The sequence below is a fragment of the Cytobacillus sp. NCCP-133 genome (assembly GCF_026011715.1).
Classification (GTDB): domain Bacteria; phylum Bacillota; class Bacilli; order Bacillales; family Cytobacillaceae; genus Cytobacillus.
The window spans coordinates 21,285-44,500 of sequence record NZ_BRVM01000014.1; the positions used below are offsets into that span (position 1 = coordinate 21,285).

21 protein-coding genes are annotated in these 23,216 nt (G+C 42.6%); 14 read left to right on the plus strand and 7 right to left on the minus strand.

Annotation, left to right across the window (positions count from 1 at the left end):
* Positions 1-127 precede the first annotated feature (127 nt).
* On the minus strand, positions 128-964 hold the full coding sequence (locus NCCP133_RS15495) for a TetR/AcrR family transcriptional regulator (RefSeq protein ID WP_264805974.1): 837 nt from the start codon (positions 962-964) through the stop codon (positions 128-130).
* 94 nt (positions 965-1,058) lie between these two features.
* Here NCCP133_RS15495 and NCCP133_RS15500 point away from each other — a divergent pair, with 94 nt between their 5' ends.
* Positions 1,059-4,142 (plus strand): efflux RND transporter permease subunit, encoded by a 3,084-nt coding sequence (locus NCCP133_RS15500; protein WP_264805975.1) that lies wholly within the window; start codon positions 1,059-1,061, stop codon positions 4,140-4,142.
* A gap of 435 nt (positions 4,143-4,577) precedes the next feature.
* Here NCCP133_RS15500 and NCCP133_RS15505 read toward each other — a convergent pair whose 3' ends face one another.
* The gene (locus tag NCCP133_RS15505) at positions 4,578-5,801 is read right to left on the minus strand and encodes an MFS transporter (RefSeq protein WP_264805976.1); all 1,224 of its coding nucleotides are present in this window, start codon (positions 5,799-5,801) and stop codon (positions 4,578-4,580) included.
* 266 nt (positions 5,802-6,067) lie between these two features.
* On the opposite strand from NCCP133_RS15505, the gene NCCP133_RS15510 reads away from it, so the two are divergent.
* Positions 6,068-6,202 carry a BA3454 family stress response protein gene (locus NCCP133_RS15510; protein WP_264805977.1) on the plus strand — a complete coding sequence of 45 codons (135 nt, stop codon included), beginning with the start codon at positions 6,068-6,070 and terminating at the stop codon, positions 6,200-6,202.
* Positions 6,203-6,254: 52 nt separating this feature from the next.
* Here NCCP133_RS15510 and NCCP133_RS15515 read toward each other — a convergent pair whose 3' ends face one another.
* Positions 6,255-6,944 (minus strand): hypothetical protein, encoded by a 690-nt coding sequence (locus NCCP133_RS15515; RefSeq protein ID WP_264805978.1) that lies wholly within the window; start codon positions 6,942-6,944, stop codon positions 6,255-6,257.
* Positions 6,945-7,396: 452 nt separating this feature from the next.
* Positions 7,397-8,170: a general stress protein gene (locus NCCP133_RS15520; RefSeq protein WP_264805980.1), complete on the minus strand. Its 774-nt coding sequence runs from the start codon at positions 8,168-8,170 to the stop codon at positions 7,397-7,399.
* 209 nt (positions 8,171-8,379) lie between these two features.
* Between NCCP133_RS15520 and NCCP133_RS15525 the strand changes: the two genes are divergently transcribed.
* The 12 genes from NCCP133_RS15525 (at position 8,380) to NCCP133_RS15580 (ending at position 20,763) form a co-directional block, all read left to right on the plus strand.
* Positions 8,380-9,570 (plus strand): alanyl-tRNA editing protein, encoded by a 1,191-nt coding sequence (locus tag NCCP133_RS15525; protein ID WP_264805981.1) that lies wholly within the window; start codon positions 8,380-8,382, stop codon positions 9,568-9,570.
* A 147-nt stretch (positions 9,571-9,717) separates the two neighbouring features.
* Positions 9,718-10,035 carry a DUF3870 domain-containing protein gene (locus NCCP133_RS15530; protein WP_264805982.1) on the plus strand — a complete coding sequence of 106 codons (318 nt, stop codon included), beginning with the start codon at positions 9,718-9,720 and terminating at the stop codon, positions 10,033-10,035.
* 194 nt (positions 10,036-10,229) lie between these two features.
* The gene (locus NCCP133_RS15535; protein WP_264805983.1) at positions 10,230-11,054 is read left to right on the plus strand and encodes a M55 family metallopeptidase; all 825 of its coding nucleotides are present in this window, start codon (positions 10,230-10,232) and stop codon (positions 11,052-11,054) included.
* A gap of 13 nt (positions 11,055-11,067) precedes the next feature.
* Complete coding sequence (locus NCCP133_RS15540) at positions 11,068-12,000, plus strand: ABC transporter permease (protein ID WP_264805985.1); 933 nt, start codon at positions 11,068-11,070, stop codon at positions 11,998-12,000.
* On the plus strand, positions 12,000-12,956 hold the full coding sequence (locus NCCP133_RS15545) for an ABC transporter permease (protein WP_264805986.1): 957 nt from the start codon (positions 12,000-12,002) through the stop codon (positions 12,954-12,956). The genes NCCP133_RS15540 and NCCP133_RS15545 overlap by 1 nt, the downstream gene beginning before the upstream one ends.
* A 3-nt stretch (positions 12,957-12,959) precedes the next feature.
* Positions 12,960-13,958: an ABC transporter ATP-binding protein gene (locus NCCP133_RS15550; protein ID WP_264805987.1), complete on the plus strand. Its 999-nt coding sequence runs from the start codon at positions 12,960-12,962 to the stop codon at positions 13,956-13,958.
* A 104-nt stretch (positions 13,959-14,062) separates the two neighbouring features.
* The gene (locus NCCP133_RS15555; protein WP_264805988.1) at positions 14,063-15,691 is read left to right on the plus strand and encodes a peptide ABC transporter substrate-binding protein; all 1,629 of its coding nucleotides are present in this window, start codon (positions 14,063-14,065) and stop codon (positions 15,689-15,691) included.
* 235 nt (positions 15,692-15,926) lie between these two features.
* On the plus strand, positions 15,927-16,847 hold the full coding sequence (locus tag NCCP133_RS15560; RefSeq protein ID WP_264805989.1) for a S66 peptidase family protein: 921 nt from the start codon (positions 15,927-15,929) through the stop codon (positions 16,845-16,847).
* A gap of 13 nt (positions 16,848-16,860) precedes the next feature.
* Positions 16,861-17,967, plus strand: coding sequence for a dipeptide epimerase (locus tag NCCP133_RS15565; RefSeq protein ID WP_264805990.1), 1,107 nt, complete (start codon positions 16,861-16,863; stop codon positions 17,965-17,967).
* Between the two features lie 65 nt (positions 17,968-18,032).
* Entirely contained in the window at positions 18,033-18,962 is a 930-nt protein-coding gene (locus tag NCCP133_RS15570) for a C40 family peptidase (RefSeq protein WP_264805991.1), read from the plus strand.
* 3 nt (positions 18,963-18,965) lie between these two features.
* A complete protein-coding gene (locus tag NCCP133_RS15575; protein ID WP_264805992.1) occupies positions 18,966-19,976 on the plus strand; it encodes an ABC transporter ATP-binding protein in 1,011 nt (336 codons plus the stop codon).
* A 1-nt stretch (position 19,977) separates the two neighbouring features.
* Positions 19,978-20,763 (plus strand): serine hydrolase, encoded by a 786-nt coding sequence (locus NCCP133_RS15580; protein WP_264805993.1) that lies wholly within the window; start codon positions 19,978-19,980, stop codon positions 20,761-20,763.
* A gap of 251 nt (positions 20,764-21,014) precedes the next feature.
* On the opposite strand, the gene NCCP133_RS15585 is transcribed toward NCCP133_RS15580, so the two are convergent.
* From NCCP133_RS15585 to NCCP133_RS15595, 3 genes are all read right to left on the minus strand, one after another.
* Positions 21,015-21,740: a YqcI/YcgG family protein gene (locus NCCP133_RS15585; RefSeq protein ID WP_264805994.1), complete on the minus strand. Its 726-nt coding sequence runs from the start codon at positions 21,738-21,740 to the stop codon at positions 21,015-21,017.
* 133 nt (positions 21,741-21,873) lie between these two features.
* Entirely contained in the window at positions 21,874-22,302 is a 429-nt protein-coding gene (locus NCCP133_RS15590; protein WP_264805995.1) for a DUF4395 domain-containing protein, read from the minus strand.
* A 135-nt stretch (positions 22,303-22,437) separates the two neighbouring features.
* Positions 22,438-23,073, minus strand: coding sequence for a pyridoxamine 5'-phosphate oxidase family protein (locus tag NCCP133_RS15595; RefSeq protein ID WP_264805996.1), 636 nt, complete (start codon positions 23,071-23,073; stop codon positions 22,438-22,440).
* Positions 23,074-23,216: the final 143 nt, after the last annotated feature.

Genomic DNA, 23,216 nt, shown 5'->3' on the forward strand with positions numbered 1-23,216 from the left:
GGGTCATGCAGACGTTGTCACAGGACGCAGCGTTCTTAATCTGCGTTCCTTCGTGGGCAAGACGCCCTGCGCGCTTTTCTTAGGGTCTGATAGCTTGCCTCTGAAGCATTAGAAGAATTCTAACAGGCTAAAAATGATAATACTTTCGAAGTGAATAAGCAATCAATCTGCAATGCGGAAGGCTTTTGATATTTGCGATCAATCCTTTTATGATAGCAGGGCTCAGGCTGGGTTCCAGGACATCCTGCTTAAGCAGGATCAGGGAATCTTTTTCAATCGACTCTTCTAATTCCCGTATTTTTTGATCCATGATTTCTATCATTTTCCCGGTGGTTATCTCTTTATTTACCGGCTCGCTGAACATTTCGTAGAGCTCGTCCGTGATAAAGGGAATGGTTGATTGCTTTGCCATTAGATTCGTTTTTTCCGCAAGTGATCGGCCCAGAAGGTTCAGATCCAGAGGCACATTGAAAAATAAAAATAAATGAGAGTATATATGCATGAAGCCTTTAATGCAATAGATTAAATCGTATTTTGTATGCTGGACAGTCTCTCCATATAACTGATCTAACATCGATAGGGTGATGTTATCGATTAATTGGTCAAAGTGGCGCCCTTTTGATATTAATTCTTGGTTAAACGTATGCGCTTGTTCTTTAATGAAGATTTTGGCAAAGTCTGAATGCTTCTGAAAAGAGTGGAAAGTGGTGTAAAAAAACTTTCTTAAAAGCTCTTCACCCGTATTATTGGGATCTTTGACTATATGGTCAAGATCTGAAATGAATTGCATCATAAAATGATCAATCAATGCCATGATCAATTCATCTTTTGATTTGAATGATAAGTAAAAAGCTCCTTTGGAAATGCCGGAGTGCTCGGTGATCTGCTGAACAGAGGTAGCTTCAAACCCTTGCTTGGCAAAGAGTTCTAAAGCGCTTTCCATAATTAATTGCTTCTTGCTCATGTAAGAATGTCACTCCTTTATGATTGACAAATGACCACCTGGTCATTATTATATGTAATTGAGTCTAATAAGTCAATTTAGGGTAGGTGCACAAGTGAAAGGGTTAGTGAATTTTGTCCTGCAGAATAAACTTGCGGTCTGGCTGTTAACAATTATTATCACGGTATCTGGCATTTATTCAGGTACACGGATGAATATGGAGACTATTCCGGATGTCTCAATTCCTTACTTAATGGTAATGGACGTATATCCGGGGGCAACTCCTGAAAAAGTGATGGAAGATGTGTCCATCCCAATCGAAAAGGCCGTCGAAGGTCTTGAAGACGTTAAATCTGTTTACTCAAATTCCTATTCTAACATGTCGAATATCCAAGTGGAATATGAATATGGTATTGATATGGACGAAGCCAAGCGTGCTCTTCAATCGGCTCTGGATGCAGTGGAGCTGCCGGAAGGAGCACAGGAACCGACCATTACGGCCATCAGCATGAACATGATGCCGGTTGCTGCGCTGAGTGTAAGCAGCAAATCAGAGGATATCGTTGAGTTAACTTCAACGGTAGGAGATATCATACTGCCAAAACTTGAAAAAATTGATGGTGTAGCATCAGCGACCATCACGGGCCAGCATGTGGAAGAAGTGCAGCTCACATACAACGAAGAAAAATTGGCTGAGCTTGAGCTCACCGAAGATAAAGTAAAGGAAATGATTCAGGCAAGCAACATGGCTGTATCATTGGGACTTTACGAATTTGAAGAAGGTGAACAGGCTGTCGCAGTGGACGGCAAGTTCATGACCGAGGATGAATTAAAGAATATGCTCATCCCGGTAACACCAACCGCACAAAACCAGTCACCTTTTGTAAAGCTGAGTGACATTGCCGAGATTGATACGGTCGGCAGAGTGCAATCTGTATCCCGTACAAATGGTGATGATGCCATTGCCATTCAAATCGTCAAAGAACAGCAGGCTAACACGGTTGAAGTGGTCAATAATGTCAAAGAATTAATCAAGGAAGAAAAGGAAAAGATTGATGGCCTTGTCATAGATCTTTCACTTGACCAGGGTAAGCCGATTGAAGAATCCGTTTCAACTATGATTGAAAAGGCTGTGTTCGGCGGGCTGATCGCAGTCTTGATTATTTTGCTGTTCCTGCGTGATTTTAAATCAACGATCATCTCGATCGTATCAATTCCAGTTTCGATTTTTATGGCGCTCCTATTGCTTCACTGGATGGATATTACGCTGAACATCATGACATTGGGAGCCGTTACGGTTGCCATTGGCCGTGTTATTGATGACTCAATTGTAGTCGTTGAAAATATTTACCGCCGCCTTCATCTGAAGGAAGAAAAACTGACAGGGCGCGCACTTATTCGAGAAGCTACGATTGAAATGTTCAAGCCAATCCTCTCCTCGACATTGGTAACCGTTGCTGTATTCGCACCGCTCATTTTTGTCGGAGGAATGGTTGGCGAGCTGTTTACGCCATTCGCTTTGACCATGACTTTCGCGCTTGGTGCTTCACTTCTTGTAGCTATTACAATCGTTCCAGCGCTGTCTCACTTCTTGTTTAGGAAGAAACTGTACAGTGAAAAAACGGAAGGCAGCCATAAAGAAGCTGGAAAACTATCAAAATGGTATAAAGGCATTCTTGAGAAATCTCTTAATCATAAGATTATTACATCCATCATTGCGGTAGTATTGCTGGCGGGCAGTTTAGCGCTGACACCAATGATCGGATTCAGCTTTATGGGCAGTGAAGAAGAGAAAGTGATGTATCTAACATACACACCTGAAGCTGGAGAACTTAAAGATGAAACTTTAAAGAACGTGGAAGCAGTAGAAGAAGAGATGCTGAAGCGTGATGATATTGACATCGTTCAAATATCTGTAACCGAAGAAGCGGATCAAATGGCTGCCATGATGGGCGGAGGAGCAGGCGGAGCCTTAATGTACCTGATCTTTGACCCTGAAATGGATAATTTTCCTGAAGTCCGTGAAGAAATTGAAGATTATGTGTTTAATATCGGACAATCAGGTGAATGGAAGAGCCAGAACTTCTCATCTATGTCCGGTTCAACCAATGAAGTCAGTTACACATTCTACAGTGAAGATTTAGATAAACTGAATGACGCTGTCAAAATGGTAGAAGACGTAATGAAGGAAAATGAAGAATTGGAGGACGTTTCTTCAAGTGCAGAAGGCGCCTATGTTGAATATACCTTCAATGTGGAGCAGGATAAACTGCTGCAGTACGGTCTGACAGCCGGACAAATTGTCATGATGCTGAATCCGTCAAACACCAAGGATGTTCTGACAACGATTGAAAAAGACGGTGAGATGCTTGAAGTCATTGTCCAGCAGGAGCAGGCGGAACAGCCGAAATCCATTGATGATATCCTGGCAACACAGGTGCCGACAGCAATGGGTACAGTTATGCTTCTTTCCGAGCTTGTTACAGTAAAAGAAGGTACAACGCATAATACGCTTGCCCGCAGTAAAGGCGAGTACTACGCAACCGTGTCAGGTACGGTCAAAGGCGAAGACATCTCAAAGGCTACTTCTAAAACAGATGAAGCGATAGATGAACTGGATCTGCCTAAGGGTGTAACAGTCGGAGCTGCGGGCGTTCAGGCAGACATGACTGAGACGTTCACACAGCTTGGCACTGCGATGCTTGCAGCCATCGCGATTGTGTACTTCATTCTGGTCGTTACATTCCGTGAAGGAGTGGCGCCATTTGCGATTCTCTTCTCCCTTCCATTTGCCGTGATTGGTTCTTTCATTGGCTTATTAATTGCCGGCGAAACTATTTCTGTATCGGTCATGATGGGACTATTAATGCTAATTGGGATTGTCGTAACCAATGCCATCGTTCTGGTGGACCGGATCATCCATATGGAACGTGATGGTCTGGTCATGAGGGAAGCGGTGCTGGAAGCGGGAGCAACCCGCCTTCGTCCGATCCTGATGACGGCCATTGCGACAATTGGCGCTTTAATTCCGCTGGCGATCGGTTCTGGCGGGGGCGGGTTAATCTCCAAAGGCCTTGCGATAACGGTTATTGGCGGTTTAACAAGTTCGACGTTATTAACGCTTATCATTGTACCGATCGTTTACGAAGTATTATCTAAGGTATTTAAGAAAAACCGCAGAGAAATCGAAGAAAACTAAAGAAGGAGCCCTGCAGAATATGTAAAGCCTGCAGGGCTTTTTCTTTTTTAAACGGTATCACTTTATAATTCAATAATTGTTTAGCTCCAAAAGGGGATTTTTCTTCAGATTTGTGAGGGGGATCGGTCAGATTTTTTCTTTTTCTGCTGCTTTTCGGTGCACATATTGGTTTGATTTGGACTTTTCAGTGGATATGCGGTGCCGATCAGTGTCAGATTCTACTAAACTCAGCGTCTGGAGGAGGATATCGGTCAAATTTTCCTAATAATCGGTCACTTCCCCAGAGATATCGGTCAAATTTTCCTTTTATCGGTCACTTCCCCCTTTATATCGGTCAGATTTTTAATATATCGGTCACTTCGCGTTACATCAACTTTCCAGCAAAATCATGGTGGAAACGTGACTTAAGCCCTGGCCGAAAAGGCTTCTTCATTTTTATATGCCCCTAATAAACTCCCTCTTTTCTTTTACAAGATCCACCCTTGCAAACAGAAGTGCATACATAAAAGTAAAAATAAGATACGCTAAGCCAATAATCAGGCTAAGAGTCCTCGGGTCAAAAATCTCCAGCAGGAATCCTGCTGCACCCATGGAGATAGCCAGGGAAAGGTTTGAAACCATCTGCATTAAACCAAAAAAGGTTCCCTGTCTTGATCGGGGTATGAATTTCATCATGACCGTGTCCAGGCAGATGTTGCCAAGGCCGCCTGCAAAGGTGATCAGCACAACAGTGAAAAGTGCTGTATAAAAGCTTGGTGCGAGGCTTAATAAAATATGGCCAGTGCCTTCTAAAGCGATAAAGATGATTGCGAGTACAAGGATGCCTTTCTTGATCATATGAGAAAAGAATGAACTTAGAATAAGCCCAATCCCCAGTGCTCCATACATAAATCCAACGCCCAATTCTCCCATATCAAAAACCTCCAGCCCATAAATGCTTACAAGAATATTGTCAATACCATTGGCGAGCGGCATGGTCAGCATCATGACAAAAAAGGCAATCAGTGCAGAAGAGCCAAGTATAAGTCTCGCTGGCGAAATGGCAGCGGATGTTTTCGTTCTTTTTCTATTTTCCTCAGAGACAGCCGGGAAAACCATCCTGGAGATTAGATATGCTGATAACAGGAAGGTAAGGCTGTTAATCATGAAAGCGGCATTGTTACCTAGAAAGTAGGCGAGAATTCCGCCTGTGCTTGATCCAATAATGAGGACGGCCCCGATCATGACTTGTTCAATCGCGTTTACAAATATGAGCCTATCTGACTTTACAAGGGCAGGTATCGCAGACATCCTGGCTGGTGAGTAGATGGCTTCTCCCGTTGCGATTAGGAGTGCACTTGCGTAAACAATCCATAAATCCCCTGCCTCCCTTACGAAAAGCAGCCCCATGACAGCAGGCACTCTCAACAAGTCTACTGCCACGAGAATGGCCTTTTTGGAAAAACGGTCTGCCAGCATTCCGCCTATTGGAGCAATGAAGAAAAAAGGTGCCATGCGAATGGCGAATAACAGGCCAATAGCTACTCCGGAACCTGTCACGTGGTATAGCAGGGCAAGCAGCGCAACCTGAGTAAATCGATTTCCAATTCCATTAATGACACCCGCCCAAAAGAGCTTTTGATAATTTTTTTCCTGTTTCCATACAGTCCAATTTGTCATTTATCTGCACCTCTGCTTATTCTAATTCGATATATATCAAATTTGTAAACAAAAAATAACTTAAATTAATTAGATAAATGTCTAATTAGATTATATTCAAATTAGATAGTTGCTGCAATCCTTAATTTTCAATTTTTTTGTTGATTGAAAGAGGGGCTAGAACGCCCGCAGCAGCATAAGAAATCCGCAAACTGATTAACTAGAAGTTTTAAAATGTTTTTTTGTTGGTATTTAAATAGTAAAACATCAAGAGAGGATTATGAGAGATGAAAGAAATTACGGTAACAATTGATTATGAAGGACAAAAATATCAGACTAATATCCTTACAAATAAAGAAGCCGGCGATAAGGAAATCTTAAAGAAGGCAGAAGATCAGATTCGAAAACAGTGGAATAATTAATAATAAAAATTCACCCCCTTAATCCGTTAAGATAAGGGGGTGAACGATTGGACTAGTAAAATTTTTGATTTAGTTTTTGCTGCAATAATTCGATTTTATTTGGCAGGGCAAATAAGTACTCTATTAAACTTTCGAGGAGCTCCATCAGCAGAGAAGCCATTTCCTGATCAATATCCTTTTCAAGATCAAGCATCTGGTAAAAAGCGCTGCCTGGCTGTGCCAGCTGGCTTAAAGACTGCAGAGGCCTTGCTAAATCAACATGCTTTGGCAATTGTTCAAATTGCTTTGAAAGGTTTTGCCCTTTGACCTCTTCGCCGAGAAAGTTTTTTAGAATACTCTCAAGCACCCGTTTGGACATAACTGCAGTAGCAACTGTGTCTTTGGAATAGCTGACATTTAAAGCTGATCGATAGGCTCTGGTCAGATCGCCGGGCACTTCCTTTATTTTCGCCAGCTGAGTCAGAAGCTCTTTCGCTGAATTGGGGTCATATATATATAGCACCGTCTCGTCGCTGGATTGGTCAGCTTGATTAAGAATCATAATAAAAACGGATTCTTTTTTACAGGCAGAACAATTTGCATGGGATAGAATGCTGGACTTGCTTGTATGATTATAATTTGCCTTTATCGTAAAAAGGCTCGGCTTACTGCATTTTGGACACTCACATTGGACACTTGATGGTAACTTCCTATAACCAAATTGACTATGAGAAATAATTTGTGCAGGCAACACTCTTCTCATCATCATTTCCCCCCGCTAGATTCTAATTTCCATTCCATTACAATTAAGTATAACTTTGAAAATTAATAAGACAAAGCAGAAAAATATGGAATTTTCCCTCAATTTATTTAGCAAAGGATGATGGAATAAGTATATTGGGTATGACATAGATATTAAAAAGTGCATTCATTAACAATAAACTGGAGCTAAAGTTAACCATATTATTTTTAATGAGGTAAAGAATGAAGAATTGATATCCTCGTTCATTTTCGGATATAGGACGGAAATAGAGGATGCCTATTCGGGATACGATCGTGGAGTAAAGCCGTATCGGAATGTGGAGATTCGTTTGGAAACCTGCTGGAGATCTATTCACATGCTATATGACTTATTCACTTGGGGCTTTTCTAATGGCAGTATTGATTTAAATGTTAAAAGGAGCCAGTCCCATCACGGGAATAGCTCCTTTTTCTTTAGCCTTTATAAGGGTTATTGCGGTTTTCCCTTACATTATCAAAGTCATATGCATCTCTCTGGCGGACATCGGCTTCATCGGTATAGCCGGAAACAGTCCGATCTGTGTAGTCATCTGCAGTTGTATCACCAAGGTTTTCGCTTAACGGCCGATTTGAGTCAAGATTGTCATCTGTCCAAACACTGCTGCTGTTTCGAGTATTATCCTTGAAAGCGTTTGTTCCGCGATCAAGCTCGCCAGGATTTAAAGGGTCAACATTTGTATAGGTTGTCCGACCTCCGTCAAGTGCAGTACGGTCAGTGTCGGCATAGCCGGAATCAAAATCAGCTGACTTGGTTTCAGGATCTACTAGCACAAGGATTTTCCCTGACTTCACATCCGCTTCATAACGATGTGCTTCCTCTTCCGGAATGCCCATGCCAATAAGAGCCCCGGCAATTCCGCCTGCCCCTGCTCCAACTGCGGCACCTGTTAATGTAGCGGCGATCGGCCCTGCAGCGACAATTGGGCCAATTCCCGGGATCGCCAATGCACCCACGCCTGCAAGCAGCCCTGTTAAGCCTCCTAGAATCCCGCCTGTTGCAGCTCCGGTTGCTAGGCCTTCTTCTGTTTTTGTACCTGTTTCTTCTGTCACCGCGTCAACATCTTCCTGGTTTTTGCTGATCACAGAAATATCTTCGGGACGATATCCTTCAGCTCTTAATTTCTCAACTGCCAGAATCGCTTCCTGCTCTGTATCATATGCGCCTGCAATATGCTTGCTTGTTGCCATTGTTATTCCTCCTCCTTTTTTAAAATGCTTATCTATTGGTATACATACCTTTTATAGGACTTCAATAAACCGGGTGGGTAAAATTACTAATATTTTACCCTTGACTCAAGCCTCTGCTTGACCTGAATGACCTGAATGGTTAGGTTTAAAATAGATAAATCATAGGAAGGTTGATTAGCTTGAGGAAATTATATTATGAGGATCCTTACATGCGTTCATTTAAAACGGAGATGCTGAAACAAGAAACGGATGAACGGAATAGGGTTTTTGCAGTACTTAAAAAAACAGCTTTTTACCCGGCTGGAGGCGGACAGCCTCATGACCTTGGGACTCTTAATGGATTAAAAGTAGTGGATGTCGAGGAAGTGGAAGGGGAAATCCGTCATTATTTAGAAAAGGAATTGGAAGCTCACGGTCCGGAGATATCAGGTGAAATAGATTGGGGCAGGCGTTTTGACCATATGCAGCAGCATGCCGGACAGCATATTTTATCAGCTGCCTTCGAAGAGCTATTCGGCTATAAGACAGTCAGTTTTCATATAGGCAAAGAGGCATTAACCATTGACTTGGAAATCAGCGAGTTGCCAGAACGGCATGCAGAGGAAGCGGAGGGGCTGGCTAATGCCATCATTCTTGAGAATCGGCCGATTGAGACCAGGTGGGTGGCTGCGGAGGAAGCTGCCCGATTTCCACTGCGCAAGCAGTTAGCTGTCAGCGACGCCATACGCCTTGTTATTATTCCTGAGTTTGATTATAACGGATGCGGCGGAACACACCCATCCTCAACCGGACAGGTTGCCGGGATTAAAATATTGGATTGGGAACGGCAAAAGAAAAAAGTACGAGTGCAATTTATCTGCGGCAGCCGAGTGCTTAAACAGCTTCAGCAAAAACACAGGTTTACAAAAGAGCTAAGTCAGCTTCTTAATGCGCCTGAACAGGATCTGTACATTGCGGGAAAACGTTTAATTGATAATGGGAAAGAACTGGAGAAAGAACTGGATGCAGCAAAAGATGCCCTTTTATTTTATGAAGCAAAGGAAATGGCAAGCAGCCCAGCAATAGCAGAATCCGGGAAGGTCATTAGCGGAGTTTATCAGGAGCGTTCGATCCAAGAATTGCAAAAGCTAGCGCGTCTGATTTCTTCCCAAACAGAAGATGCAGCGATTATTTTAATAAATGAAATGGAAAATAAATTGCAATTTGTTTGTGCGAGGGGGTCGCTTTCTGAGATTAATATGAAGGACTTGTCCGCTGAACTTTTAAAGGCGATTAATGGCAAAGGCGGCGGCAACCCTCAATTTGCCCAAGGTGGCGGAGACAAGCGCATGAGTGGAGAAGAGTTAATGCAGCAAGCTTTGGAACTTGCAGGGGAAAAGTTGATTAGGGATTTAAATTGATAAAATATTTAGAAAAGTGTTGAAAAATGATTGTCAGACAGCTCCTGTTGTATTACAATTTTAGTATGGGCCATGCATTATAATGAATGTTTATGTTTAACCCCATAAACACCTCATATAATATCCGGTTCTGCAGGAGGCAAGTTCATGTACAGGCAAAATACCGTCTATATCATCGGAGACAGCAAGACATCATTGAACAATCCTATTATGCAAAAATATAATGGTTTCTTTGTTGCACTTGTGATCGATAGGGAAACAGATCAAATTGTTGATGCAGAATGTTCATCAACAATTAATTTAACCTCATTATTTATTAAATCTATATTTGTTGGCAAATCTATATTAGAAGTAGACAAGGTGATGGAAGAAATAGAAAGCCGCTACTTCGGTTCCTCACAAAAAGCCTTAATGGTTGCTTTTAAAAATGCCCATATTAAATACACACAAATTATGAATAAATAAAGCTGCTTTTTCTGTTTTCCGCAGATGAAATCCAGCTATCAGAGAAGAACTACTTTTCTCCGATAGCTGGATTTTTTGTAGACGAAACAGGAAATCAAGCAAATTGGAAAATCGATGACAGAGTTTACAGAAAATATTAAATAATCTATAATATAGAAAAATACTATAATAATATAATATTTGGGGGATTTTGTATGAAGCTTTATTTATCTGTTGATATGGAAGGAATCACAGGGCTAGCTGACCATACCCATGTTGATTCCTCGAAACATAATTATGAACGCGGCAGAGTGATCATGACGGACGAAGCAAATCATGTTGTTACAGCTGCTTTCGAAGAAGGCTGCAGCGAGGTTGTTGTAAATGACAGTCACTCCAAAATGAATAATCTCCTTATTGAAAGGATGCATCCTGAAACCCAGCTGATTACTGGTGATGTAAAGCCGTATTCCATGGTTCAAGGGCTGGATTCGAGCTTTGCTGGTGCAATGTTTGCAGGCTATCATGCAAGAGCTTCCATGAAAGGGGTTATGTCCCACTCTATGATATTTGGTGTGAGGCATATGTACATAAATGACAAGGCTATTGGTGAGATGGGTTTTAATGCCTATGTGGCAGGCTATCATAGAGTTCCGGTCTTAATGGTGGCTGGAGATGACCAGGCGGCATTGGAAGCCATGGAATTGATCCCAAATGTCACAACGGCTGTTGTGAAAGAAACGATGTCCCGTTCTGCTGTAAAATCCCTGACGCCTGCAAAGGCAGGGCAGCTTTTAAGAGAAAAAGCCGCCGAGGCTCTTAAAAAGAAAGATCTCGTAGAACCGCTAGTTCCTCCGGAAAATCCTGTATTAAGAATCGAGTTTGCCAATTACGGCCAGGCCGAATGGGCGTCGTTAATGCCGGGAGCGGAGATAGAAGAGAACACAACCATTGTCCGCTATCAGGCAAAAGACATTCTAGAAGCCTATCAGGCAATGCTTGTCATGACTGAGCTGGCTATGAGAACTACATTCTGTTAGGAAGTGTTAATAAATGACTGGATACATAATTAAACGCCTTATCGCTATGATTGTAACACTCTGGTTCATTATCACACTTACTTTCTTCTTAATGCATTCCATACCTGGATCACCTTTTAACGAAGAACGAAACACTAGTGAAGCGGTCCAGCGTAACATGGAGAAATTCTACCATTTAGATGAGCCGCTCTATGTACAATATGGGATGTATTTAAAGTCTGTTGTTACGTTTGATTTTGGTCCTTCTATTAAAAAATCCTCCCAGACAGTTAATGAAATGCTCGGGCGCGGATTTCCCGTCTCGTTTGAATTGGGCATAGTCACGCTGATCGTGGCTGTTTTTTCCGGCATCGCCCTGGGAATCATCGCAGCTCTCCGGCATAACGGATTTATTGATTATTTGGCAATGACCATTGCCGTTCTGGGAATATCCGTACCAAACTTTGTTCTTGCAACTTTATTGATTCAGCAGCTGGCAGTTAATCTGGCTATTCTGCCGGTTGCCACCTGGTCAAGCCCGAAGCATATGATTATGCCGACTTTGGCGCTTGCAACAGGGCCTATGGCGATTATTGCCCGCTTAACACGCTCAAGCATGCTGGAAGTGCTGACCCAGGATTACATAAAAACAGCCAAAGCAAAGGGTTTATCTCCTGTAAAAATCGTTTTTAAGCACGCATTAAGGAATGCGCTGCTTCCGGTTGTAACAGTTTTGGGATCCCTGGCAGCAAGTATTTTGACAGGTACATTTGTCATTGAAAAAATATTTGCTATTCCTGGGATGGGGAAGTATTTCGTTGAGAGCATAAATACCCGCGATTATCCGGTCATAATGGGTACAACCGTTTTTTACAGCACCATCTTAATCATTATGTTGTTTCTTGTTGACATCGCGTACGGAATTTTAGATCCGAGAATTAAGCTTCATAAAAAGGAGGCGAGCTAATGGAACTGCGCAAACAGCATGAAAGCCACAATCTTGCACCCGAAATTCCGGATGATTGGTTTGTGCCTAAGATCAGGGATCAGGATGAAGCAGAAGCAGTTGTAAGGCCAAGCCTCTCCTATTGGCAGGATGCCTGGCGCCGGCTTTTGAAAAATAAGCTCGCTATGGCAGGGTTGTTTTTTCTCATCGCTTTAGCTTTTATGGCCATTTTCGGTCCTGTCATTTCACCGCATAGTGTATCTGAGCAATCTCTGGCCAATCAGAATCTGCCCCCATCTTCAACCTATTGGTTTGGAACAGATGAGCTGGGCCGTGATGTATTCGCCAGAACCTGGTATGGTGCAAGAATTTCATTATTCGTCGGGATTGTAGCGGCGATGATTGATTTTGCAATCGGAGTTATATATGGAGGTATTGCCGGCTATAAAGGCGGCCGAACAGATAATGCCATGATGAGGGTTGTTGAGGTTCTTTATGGTCTCCCTTACCTGCTTGTTGTCATATTAATTAGTGTTGTAATGGGACCAGGGTTATTTACAATCATATTTGCCCTCTCTGTGACGGGCTGGGTGGGCATGGCCCGCATTGTCCGCGGACAGGTTCTGCAAATAAAGAACTATGAATTTGTATTGGCGTCCAAGACATTCGGAACAAAGACTTCCCGGATTATTAAGAAAAACCTGCTGCCAAACACTATGGGTCCGATCATCGTACAAATGACCCTTACAGTGCCGTCAGCTATCTTTGCAGAAGCGTTTCTTAGCTTCCTTGGTCTAGGCATTCAGCCGCCTTTTGCGAGCTGGGGTTCAATGGCGAATGATGGTTTGTCTACGATTCTATCAGGCCATTGGTGGCGCCTGTTCTTCCCGGCCTTTTTCATCTCCCTGACAATGTTTTCATTTAACGTGCTTGGAGATGGATTGCAGGATGCCCTCGATCCGAAGTTAAGGAGGTAAAGCATGGAAAAAGTACTGGAAATTAAAGACTTGCATGTCACATTTACAACTTACGGAGGCGAGGTCAAGGCGGTAAGGGGAGTCTCATTTGACCTTTTCAAAGGGGAAACGCTGGCAATTGTCGGTGAATCCGGCTGCGGGAAAAGTGTGACTTCCCAAAGCATTATGCGCCTGATTCCTTCTCCTCCAGGCAGAATAGCAGCTGGGGAAGTTTTATTCAAAGGTCAAGATCTGACCAAATTAAAAGAATCTGAAATGAGGAATATTCGTGGTGCAGATATTTCGATGATTTTTCAGGATCCTATGACAGCTTTAAATCCAACGATTACGGTCGGTGAGCAAATTATCGAAGGAATCATGCAGCATGAAACGATTACAAGGCAGGATGCTCGTAAAAAAGCTCTGGAAATGCTTGATTTGGTCGGAATCCCTAATCCTGTTGAACGATTGAAGCATTATCCCCACCAGTTCAGCGGAGGAATGAGGCAGCGTATCGTAATTGCTATGGCCCTTGTCTGTGAGCCAGAAGTGCTGATAGCAGATGAACCGACTACAGCTTTGGATGTTACCATCCAGGCACAAATATTAGATTTATTTAAAGATATCCAAACGAAAACGGGTGTATCGATTATTATCATTACCCATGACTTAGGGGTTGTTGCTCAAGTAGCAGACCGCATTGCAGTTATGTATGCAGGAAAAATAGTGGAAGCAGGGGAAAGAAGGGAAATCTTCTATAATCCTCAGCATCCTTATACAAAGGGTTTGTTAAATTCAGTTCCACGGCTTGATTTGGATGGTGCCGACCTGGTGCCAATAGGAGGATCACCGCCAGACTTATTCTCGCCGCCGGCAGGGTGCCCATTTGCGGCGCGCTGTGCCTTTGCAATGGAAGTATGTGACCGTGTTTTTCCGTATAAAACTCATATTAGCAGGGATCATCATGTTGATTGCTGGCTCCAGGATGAACGGGCTCAGAAAATGCTTGCAGGCATCAAATAGGTTCTTCCTTTCACGGTACTTGATTAGGTGCTTTGAAAGTTCATTCAGCTGCCAGTTGCAGTTGAACATAGAAAGAAAATAATTTTAATAGAGGGGGAAAAAGAATGAAAAAGTTTTTATCTCTGCTGTTATCGGCTGTGCTGCTATTTGTCATGTCAGCTTGCACGGCCAATGAAAATGCCGGCAGTGAAACTGACAGCAAGGACGACGGCAAGAAAGAGGAAGAAAGCACTGAGAAAGTTCTTTATTTGAACAATGGCCAGGAGCCGACTTCGTTTGACCCTCCAATCGGATTTGACTCTGTTTCATGGAGCGCGTTAAACAACTTGATGGAAGGTTTGACTCGTCTAGGAAAAGAACATGAACCTGAAGCAGCAATCGCTGAAAAGTGGGATGTTTCAGAGGATGGAAAAACGTATACATTCCATATTCGTGAAGATGCAAAATGGTCAAATGGCGATGCTGTAACAGCAGGGGATTTCGAATTTGCCTGGAAACGCCTTTTAAATCCTGATACTGGTTCTTCAGCAGCTTTCCTCGGCTACTTCATTGAAGGCGGAGAAGCCTATAACAATGGTGAAGGATCAGCAGATGATGTAAAAGTAAAAGCTGTTGATGAAAAGACATTTGAAGTAACTTTAACTAGCCCGCAAGCTTACTTCTTAAGTGTTATCACAAACCCTGCGTTTTTTCCGATTAACGAAAAAGTAGCAGCGGAAAACCCTAAGTGGTTTGCTGAAGCAGAATCTTTTGTTGGAAACGGTCCTTTCAACTTAACAGAATGGGAGCATGATAGCCATTTTGTTATGGAGAAAAATGATCAGTACTGGGATGCTGATAATGTAAAACTTGATAAGGTTCACTGGGCAATCATTGATGATACGAATACAGAATACCAAATGTACCAAACTGGCGAGCTTGATGTATCTGACGTTCCTGCAGAGCTAAGCGAACAGCTTTTAGGGGAGGCAAATGTTGAAGACCAGGCTGGTGATTATTTCTACCGATTTAATGTAAATATGGAACCATTCCAAAACCTAAATATTCGGAAAGCATTTGCAATGGCTGTAGATCAGCAGCAAATTGTTGAATATGTAACTAAGAATGGCGAAAAGCCGGCATATGGCTTTGTTTCTTACGGATTTACTGATCCTTCCGGAAACGATTTCCGCGAAACAGCAGGCGATCTTGTTAAAACAAATGCAGAGGAAGCAAAAGCCCTTCTTCAAAAAGGCATGGAAGAAGAAGGCTATGAGACACTGCCTGAAGTAACTTTAACTTACAGCACAAGCGACTCACACAAAAAAATTGCTGAAGCACTACAGCAAATGTTCAAAGAAAACCTTGGTGTTGATGTAAAGCTTGCCAACATGGAATGGAATGTATTCGCAGAAGAACAAAAAGCGCTTAAATTCCAGTTATCACGAAGCTCTTTCCTTGCTGACTATGCTGATCCAATCAACTTCCTTGAAAACTTCCAGACAGGTCATTCCATGAACCGCACTGGATGGGAGAGCGAAAAGTATGATCAGTTAATTAAAGACGCGAAAAATGAGGCAGATGAAGCAAAACGTTTTGAACTAATGTACGAGGCTGAAAAGCTTTTATTTGAAGAAATGCCGATTATCCCTATCCATTTCTACAACCAAGTTTATCTTACAAATGACGCAGTTTCAGGTATTGTCCGCCATCCGGTAGGATACATGGAACTTAAATGGGCAGATAAGAAGTAGTATTTTCTTCAGTTGATTTGAAAGTAACAGGGAAAAAGGGGTGTTCGTTCGAACATCCCTTTTTTTAAGAAGATTACTTTTTCTGAATCGATTTTCTTAATTATTTCCCGAAAAATAATTGATTTTCCCGAAATTTAGCATATATCCTCGAAAAAGAAATCATTTTCTAAATCAAAATCTTAACCATTCGAGCATATACTGCTAAATACCCAAATAAAAAAGAGGATGTGACAGCATGGCAATCAAACCTCACCGCCTTCAAAAGGGAGATGCGATTGGAATCATTGCACCGGCAAGCCCTCCAAATCAGGAAAACTTAAAGAGATCATTGTCATTTTTGGAAGATCTTGGGTTAAAGGTGAAGATGGGTAACCATGTATATGACCAATATGGCTACTTAGCCGGAAAAGATGAAGATCGGCTGGCTGATTTACATAAGATGTTTCTTGATAAGGAAGTCAAAGCTATTATTTGTGCCGGCGGCGGCTATGGCACAGGCAGAATTGCTTCAAGAATTGACTACGGCATTATAAAAGATAACCCGAAAATATTCTGGGGCTACAGTGATATAACTTTTCTGCATATCGCAATAGGTCAGCAGGCAGGACTTGTAACATATCACGGGCCGATGCTTGCATCAGATATTGGCAAAGAAAATGCTGACCCTATTTCCAAGCGGTATTTCAGCCAGTTATTTCAGCCGGAGAAGCTTGATTATCCAGAAGGAATCTCAAATCTGAAGACGATGGTGAATGGAAGTGCAGCAGGGGTTTTAACCGGAGGGAATCTTTCCCTTTTGGCAAGCACCATAGGAACGGAATTTGAAATCGATACAAAAGATAAGCTTGTGTTAATTGAAGATATAAACGAAGAGCCCCGTGCAGTGGACCGCATGCTGAACCAGCTTCATATGGCAGGGAAACTGGAGGATGCAGCAGGCTTTATCATAGGGGATTTTAACAATTGTATCCCGCAAAGAGAGCGGTCCTTAGTGCTGGAGGATGTGCTGGACACTTATATAACAAGGGTGAATAAGCCGGCTGTAAAAGGCTTCAATATTGGCCATTGTTCCCCGCATATTTCCGTTCCCCTTGGCGTAAGGGCAGAGCTGGATGCAACAAATAAAAAGCTGACGATCGAAAGCGGCATTGAGTAAAAGGGTGGTATAGATGAAGATTGACAAAATGGAGACATATAGAGTTGCGGTACCACTAAAAAAACCATTTAGAACTGCTTTGCGAACAGTTGAAACTGCAGAAACAATTGTCGTAAAAGTAACTTGCGAAAATGGGATTATCGGCTGGGGAGAGGCACCGCCAACTGTGGTGATCACAGGTGATAGCCTTTCAAGCATTGAATCGGCTATCCACAATGTTTTAAAACCTCTATTGGTAAATAAAAGTCTTATAAACTATGAAGGCATCTTCCAAGGAATCCAGTCAGCCTTAGTAGGGAATTCAAGTGCAAAGGCAGCGGTTGATATGGCATTGTACGATTGCATTTCCCAACAATGTAAACTGCCTCTTTACCAATTTTTAGGCGGTCATAAAAACGAAGTTGAAACGGATTATACTGTAAGTGTCAATGGACCTGAGGAAATGGGAGAAGATGCCGTTTCCTATGTGCAGCAAGGGTTTGATGTGCTAAAAGTAAAAGTTGGCAAGGATGATATTTTGACAGATATTGAGAGGATCCGGGAAGTGCGGAATCGAGTGGGCTCTAAAGTTAAGATCCGATTGGATGCCAACCAGGGCTGGAAGGCAAAGGAAGCTGTTTATGCCATCCGTAAAATGGAATCAATGGATTTGAATATTGAGCTTGTCGAACAGCCTGTGAAAGCATGGGATATTGAAGGTCTTAAGCAGGTTACGGATGCGGTGGATACCCCAATAATGGCTGACGAAAGTGTCTTTACGCCTAAGCATGCTTTTGAAGTGATCAAGACGAGAAGTGCGGATTTGATTAACATCAAGCTTATGAAGTCAGGCGGTATCTATCAGGCTCAAATTATTAATCAGCTTGCTGAAGTCTGCGGGGTAGAGTGCATGGTCGGCAGCATGATTGAAACACGGATTGGCATTACGGCTGCTGCACATTTTGCAGCCAGCAAAAAGAATATTACCCGCTTTGATTTTGATGCGCCATTAATGATGGCGAAGGAAGTCGTAGATGGCGGCATCCGTTATTCAGGGCGAAAAATAATTCTTCCATCTGATCCTGGACTTGGGATCAGAGATGTCTTGTTCACGGAAAACAAACAGGAACTGACATCTTGAACAGTTCACTCTATTTAATCAAAGAATAAGGAAGCTTTAAATTTTAATGAAAGGAGGAGATCATTTTGGCAGCACAAGAAAAATGGCTTGTTTCAGTGCCGGTAGCAACATTGTGGACAACAAGCAATTCCTCAAGGGAGATAGACAGAGAGGCAGTGGGTAATCCAGTGGATTTGGATTCCTGGCTTGCAAAGCTGTCCTATGAGTCCCGCTTGGAGCTTTGTGATGCAAATTTGGTGCAGTCCCAGATTCTCTATGGGGAAGAAGTTATTCTATTAGAAGAGAAAGAGGACTGGGTACATGTCATTGTCCCGGACCAATCTTCTTCAAAAAACGTAAGGGGATATCCCGGGTGGATCCCTAAACCACAGCTTATACAACACACAGATTGGAAGCTGCATAACAGTAAGGTCGCTATTGTACAGAAGAAAAAGGCTCAACTCTGCTCTGATGCGCTGAAGCCTGAACTGGTATTAAGCTACCAGACGATGCTTCCAGTTATAAGTGAAGATGCAGAATGGATTCAAGTGCAGACCCCTTCAGGAGAAGGGAGGCTGAAAGCGGAAGATGTGAGTGTATATGAATCTGCTAAGAGCATTCCCAAAGGGAGCGGAAAAAGCATTGTTGCAGCTGGTGAACAATTTTTAGGCTTGGCGTATTTATGGGGCGGAATGAGCAGCTATGGCTATGACTGTTCAGGGTTCAGCTATTCGATGTGCAAAGCAAATGGTTATATCATTCCCCGTGATGCCTATGATCAGGCAGAATCAGGGAATCCAGTCGAGATTGATGCCATTGAACCAGGGGACTTATTATTTTTTGCCTACGAAGAAGGAAAAGGCAAGCTTCATCATGTAGGCATCTATTACGGTGATGAAAAATTGCTTCATTCTCCTAATACCGGTAAAACGATCGAAATGATCGATTTGAAAGATACCATCTATGAAAAAGAATTGTGTGCAGCTAGACGTTACTGGCAAGAGACGGGGGAATAAAGGATGTCAAAAGAAGATCTTTTAAAGGTTAACAACCTAAAAAAACATTTTTTCATGGGTAAAGGACAAATACTGAAGGCTGTTGATGATGTTTCCTTTCATATCCAAAAAGGAGAAACATTCGGGATTGTCGGCGAATCCGGCTGCGGAAAATCAACTGCGGGGCGCACGATTATTGGGTTATATGATCGTACAGAAGGAGAGGTCATATATGACGGAAAAAACGTCCATAACATGACTGAAAAAGAAAGGTTTGCTTTTCACAGAAAAATGCAGATGATCTTCCAGGATCCGTATGCTTCCTTGAATCCAAGGTCAACCGTTCAGGAGATTATCTCGGAGCCAATGGAGGTTCATGGATTATATCCCAATAAGAAAGAGCGCCTGGAGCGCGTTTATCAGCTATTGGAAGACGTGGGGCTTAACCGTGATCATGCCAACCGTTATCCGCATGAGTTCAGCGGCGGACAGAGGCAGCGGATTGGAATAGCCCGTGCTCTGGCGCTTGATCCAGAATTTATTATCGCAGATGAACCGATCTCCGCACTGGATGTATCTGTACAAGCTCAGGTGGTGAACTTGCTAAGGGGGCTTCAAAAGAAAAAAGGTCTGACCTATTTATTTATCGCCCATAATCTATCAATGGTTAAACATATCAGCGACAGGATCGGCGTTATGTATCTGGGGAATTTAGTGGAATTAACAACAAGCGAAAGTTTATATAAAAACCCTCTTCACCCCTACACACAGGCGTTACTGTCTGCAATTCCCATTCCTGATCCTGATGTGGAGGACCAAAGGGGAAGAATCATATTGGAGGGGGAACTTCCAAGTCCAATGAATCCGCCAAGCGGCTGTGTATTCCGGACGCGCTGTCCGTATGCAATGGAGGCTTGCGCAACCATGAAACCTGAATGGCAGGAGATCGAGAAAGAACATTTTGTCGCATGCCATTTATATAATGAAAAGGTCACAGGCGATCATAACCGGCCGCAAGTAGCCGCGGCCAAATAAAATGAACTTTACAGATCTCAAAGCAGAAGTTCTTGACTTGGCCAGATGCTGTGAAGGCCGCGCTGCCGTATACATCCAAACAGAGGATGGCGTAATTGAAACAAATGCCGATGACAGCTATTCTTCTGCAAGCTTAATTAAGGTGCCTATTTTATTTGCGGGGCTGACCCAGGCAGAGAAGGGGCTGCTTCAGCTTGAAGAAGAAGTGATAGTAAAGGATGATAGCCGGGTTGGCGGATCCGGGGTATTGCAGGCCATGACCAAAGGCTTAAAGGTCAAGATGCTGGATTTAATGACTCTTATGATCATTGTGTCTGATAATACAGCGGCTAATCTCATCATTGAAATTCTTGGAAAAGAGAAAATCAATCAGCTCATAAAAGGTTTTGGGCTTGATAAGACAGAGCTAACCCGAAGGATGATGGATTTTGAAGCGTTAAGAAACGGTATAGACAACAAAACGACTGCCAGGGATATGGTAAAGAGCTTAAAGGCATTGGCAGAGCATACGATTCTATCAGGAAAATATACAGAATTGGCCCTGCGCATATTGGAAGAGCAGCAGTATAAAAACAAACTGGCAAACACCATGGACACGGAAAGAGTCAAAGTTGCCAGCAAAACAGGCGAGCTTCCTGGAATAGAGCATGATTGCGCCATTTTTACCAGTAATGGAAAAACAGTCTACGCAGCTGTGCTTGTGGACCAGCTCCAAAATCAGGCAGCCGGAAAAGAAGTACTGTCCTCAATCGGCAGCCGAATTTATCGGTTTATCGTTCATGAATAAGGAACCGTTTAATGAGAGCGGTTCCTTATTCATTCGTCATATTTGAATTCATGCTCCTTTTTCTGCTTATTCTAATCCTTCTTCGATTTCCTTCACCATTTCAGCTACAGTTGTTTAGACAAGTTTTTTTGAAGGAAAGCCTCATTTGAGATTTTCCCTAATCCGATCCAGAACCCCGAGACAGATGTAGCGCAAGCAGCCTACCTCCTCGAGGTCACAAGCTTGTCGGGGGTGGACAAGGCGCCTTGCGCTTATTTATGATGAAAAGGGCATTTCCCTTCGATTGGTTTAACATCATCACCAATAAAGTATTGCTTCCACTCCCGGTGTTCAGGATCCCCGTAGTGGCTGATATTTGGATGAGTAGGGAGGCCGTCCCATTTCTCCACGCGCTCTCTAACCTTGTCTCGTGACATAATGCCGCCTTTAGATGTTCCCTCGAGCCCTTCGAAGATTCTGCGCGGCTGAAAGCCAAGCACCAGGCTGATGCCTAGATCCCTTGTTTTTCTCTGCTTATAGGCTGGTGCATTTCCAAACACAAAGAATGGCTCATCAGCAAATGAAAATGCCCATAAGTGATGGTCTGGATCTGTAGGATAATCCTTCGGCCATGGCTTTGTATCCACCTTATGCAAATATTGAAGGATATTCCAGAAATACTCTCTGTAATGTTCAAGCGATTCTTCTTCTTTTTCTGGCTCGACAAATACAAACAAGCCATGGCGAATCAATTTAGGTGCGTCAAAAAGTTCGATAAAAGATTCCAGAGCCTTTGGCAGGTTTGACCAATCTTCCTGTGTAATGTACGCATACCGCAGTTCTCCCCGCAATTCTGCGGTCATCCCGAAATAACATGGAAAGGTTTTATTTGTAACGGTATTATGAAATGTTTTATATTCTTTTATAACCCACTCCGGTACAATTCCAGGGTTAGTCATATCTTCTTTTGTTAATAGAAACTTACTGGCAGTTTTCATTACTATACCCATTCCTCTCACTTCGCTCGAGGCACTTTCACCTCAAAATGATTTATTTATGAAATATGTACCCCTTAAAAAGTCCTTTGAAACAAATAGGCCAACAAAGAAATAAGCAGCCAAAATGGCTGCTTTATACTCTGTCCAGGAATTTCCGGTACTTATATTGGTTTAGCTGGTAGCGGATAAAACAGCCTATGCAAAATCCAAGAATGGCAATAAATGCAGATAATGCAACCATAGCCGCAAAAATATATCCGGCAATGGTCCATTCCAGCAGGAAGCTAATTAGACCAAATGCCAGGCAGACAACTGCGATAACCTGGTTAAATTGCTGCTGATTCCAGTCTTCCGGAATGTATTCTGAAGAATTTTTTCTGAGGAAAAGTCTAGCTGTATGCATAATGGGATTGTAGCCGAACAATAGGCCCATTACACCTGCAAGCAGGGGAATGGCGAGTATCCATGCTTCTCCGGTAAACCAGGAAGCTAAAACACTCAATACGATCGACCATTGATTGGTTCTAACGAGCGGACGGGGAATAGAAACCGGTTTAGTCATTTTTTCCGACTTTTCTCATTGGTTTTATAGGTATTATTAGTTTACTTAAATGGCACAGTTTTGGGAAGAGAAAAAGCCTGGAAAATCAAAAAAAGCACGTCTTCTGATCTGGTTCTGAATTTAACCAAGTATGCTTTAATAGAGCCTCTTCGCATAGCTTTCCTGAAGAGCGGATTCAATCTTTTTACTATCCAGGTCAGGCAAATTGACATGGTCCGCAAGAATTTGGGATGGCTTAGGCAACTCTTTTTTATCCAGCCACTCGAAAGAATTCCAAAGCTTAGACCGCTTGAGAGCTTTGGCGCAATGAATATAGCATTCTTCTACCTCAACAGCTATGCCCAGAATTGGAATCTTGCTGTGTGCTGTCATTTTTTTTAGAATGTCAGTGTCTCTTATAATTTTGGCACGACCGTTGATCCTTAGAGTTTCCTCCAATCCAGGGATTATAAATAGAAGACCAATATGAGGATTAGATAAAATGTTGAGCAGTGAATCCATTCTTTTATTGCCCGGACGTTCAGGAATAACGAAAGACTGTTCATCCAAAATATGTACAAATCCGGGGGCATCGCCGCGCGGAGAAGTATCGCAGCTCCCGGAACTGTCAGCAGTTGAAAGAAACACGATCGGGGATTTACCAATAAATTCCCGGCAATGGCGGTCCAGCTTATAGATGACTTTATTGGCTGCTGTTCTGCTTGGGGTGCCCAGCAGGAAACGAAGCTCATCCTCAGAACCAATGACGTCTTTAAACACAGTATCTCTCAAAAAATCACTCCTCCATATCTATTTATTCAAGTTATTCAAGAAAAAGGAGGATTTCCCCTCCTTATGTACTAAAATGACTGTTTGAAACCTTCTTAAAAGAAAGCTCAGGAATGCTAATTCTAATAGAGTACTTTAAATATGCC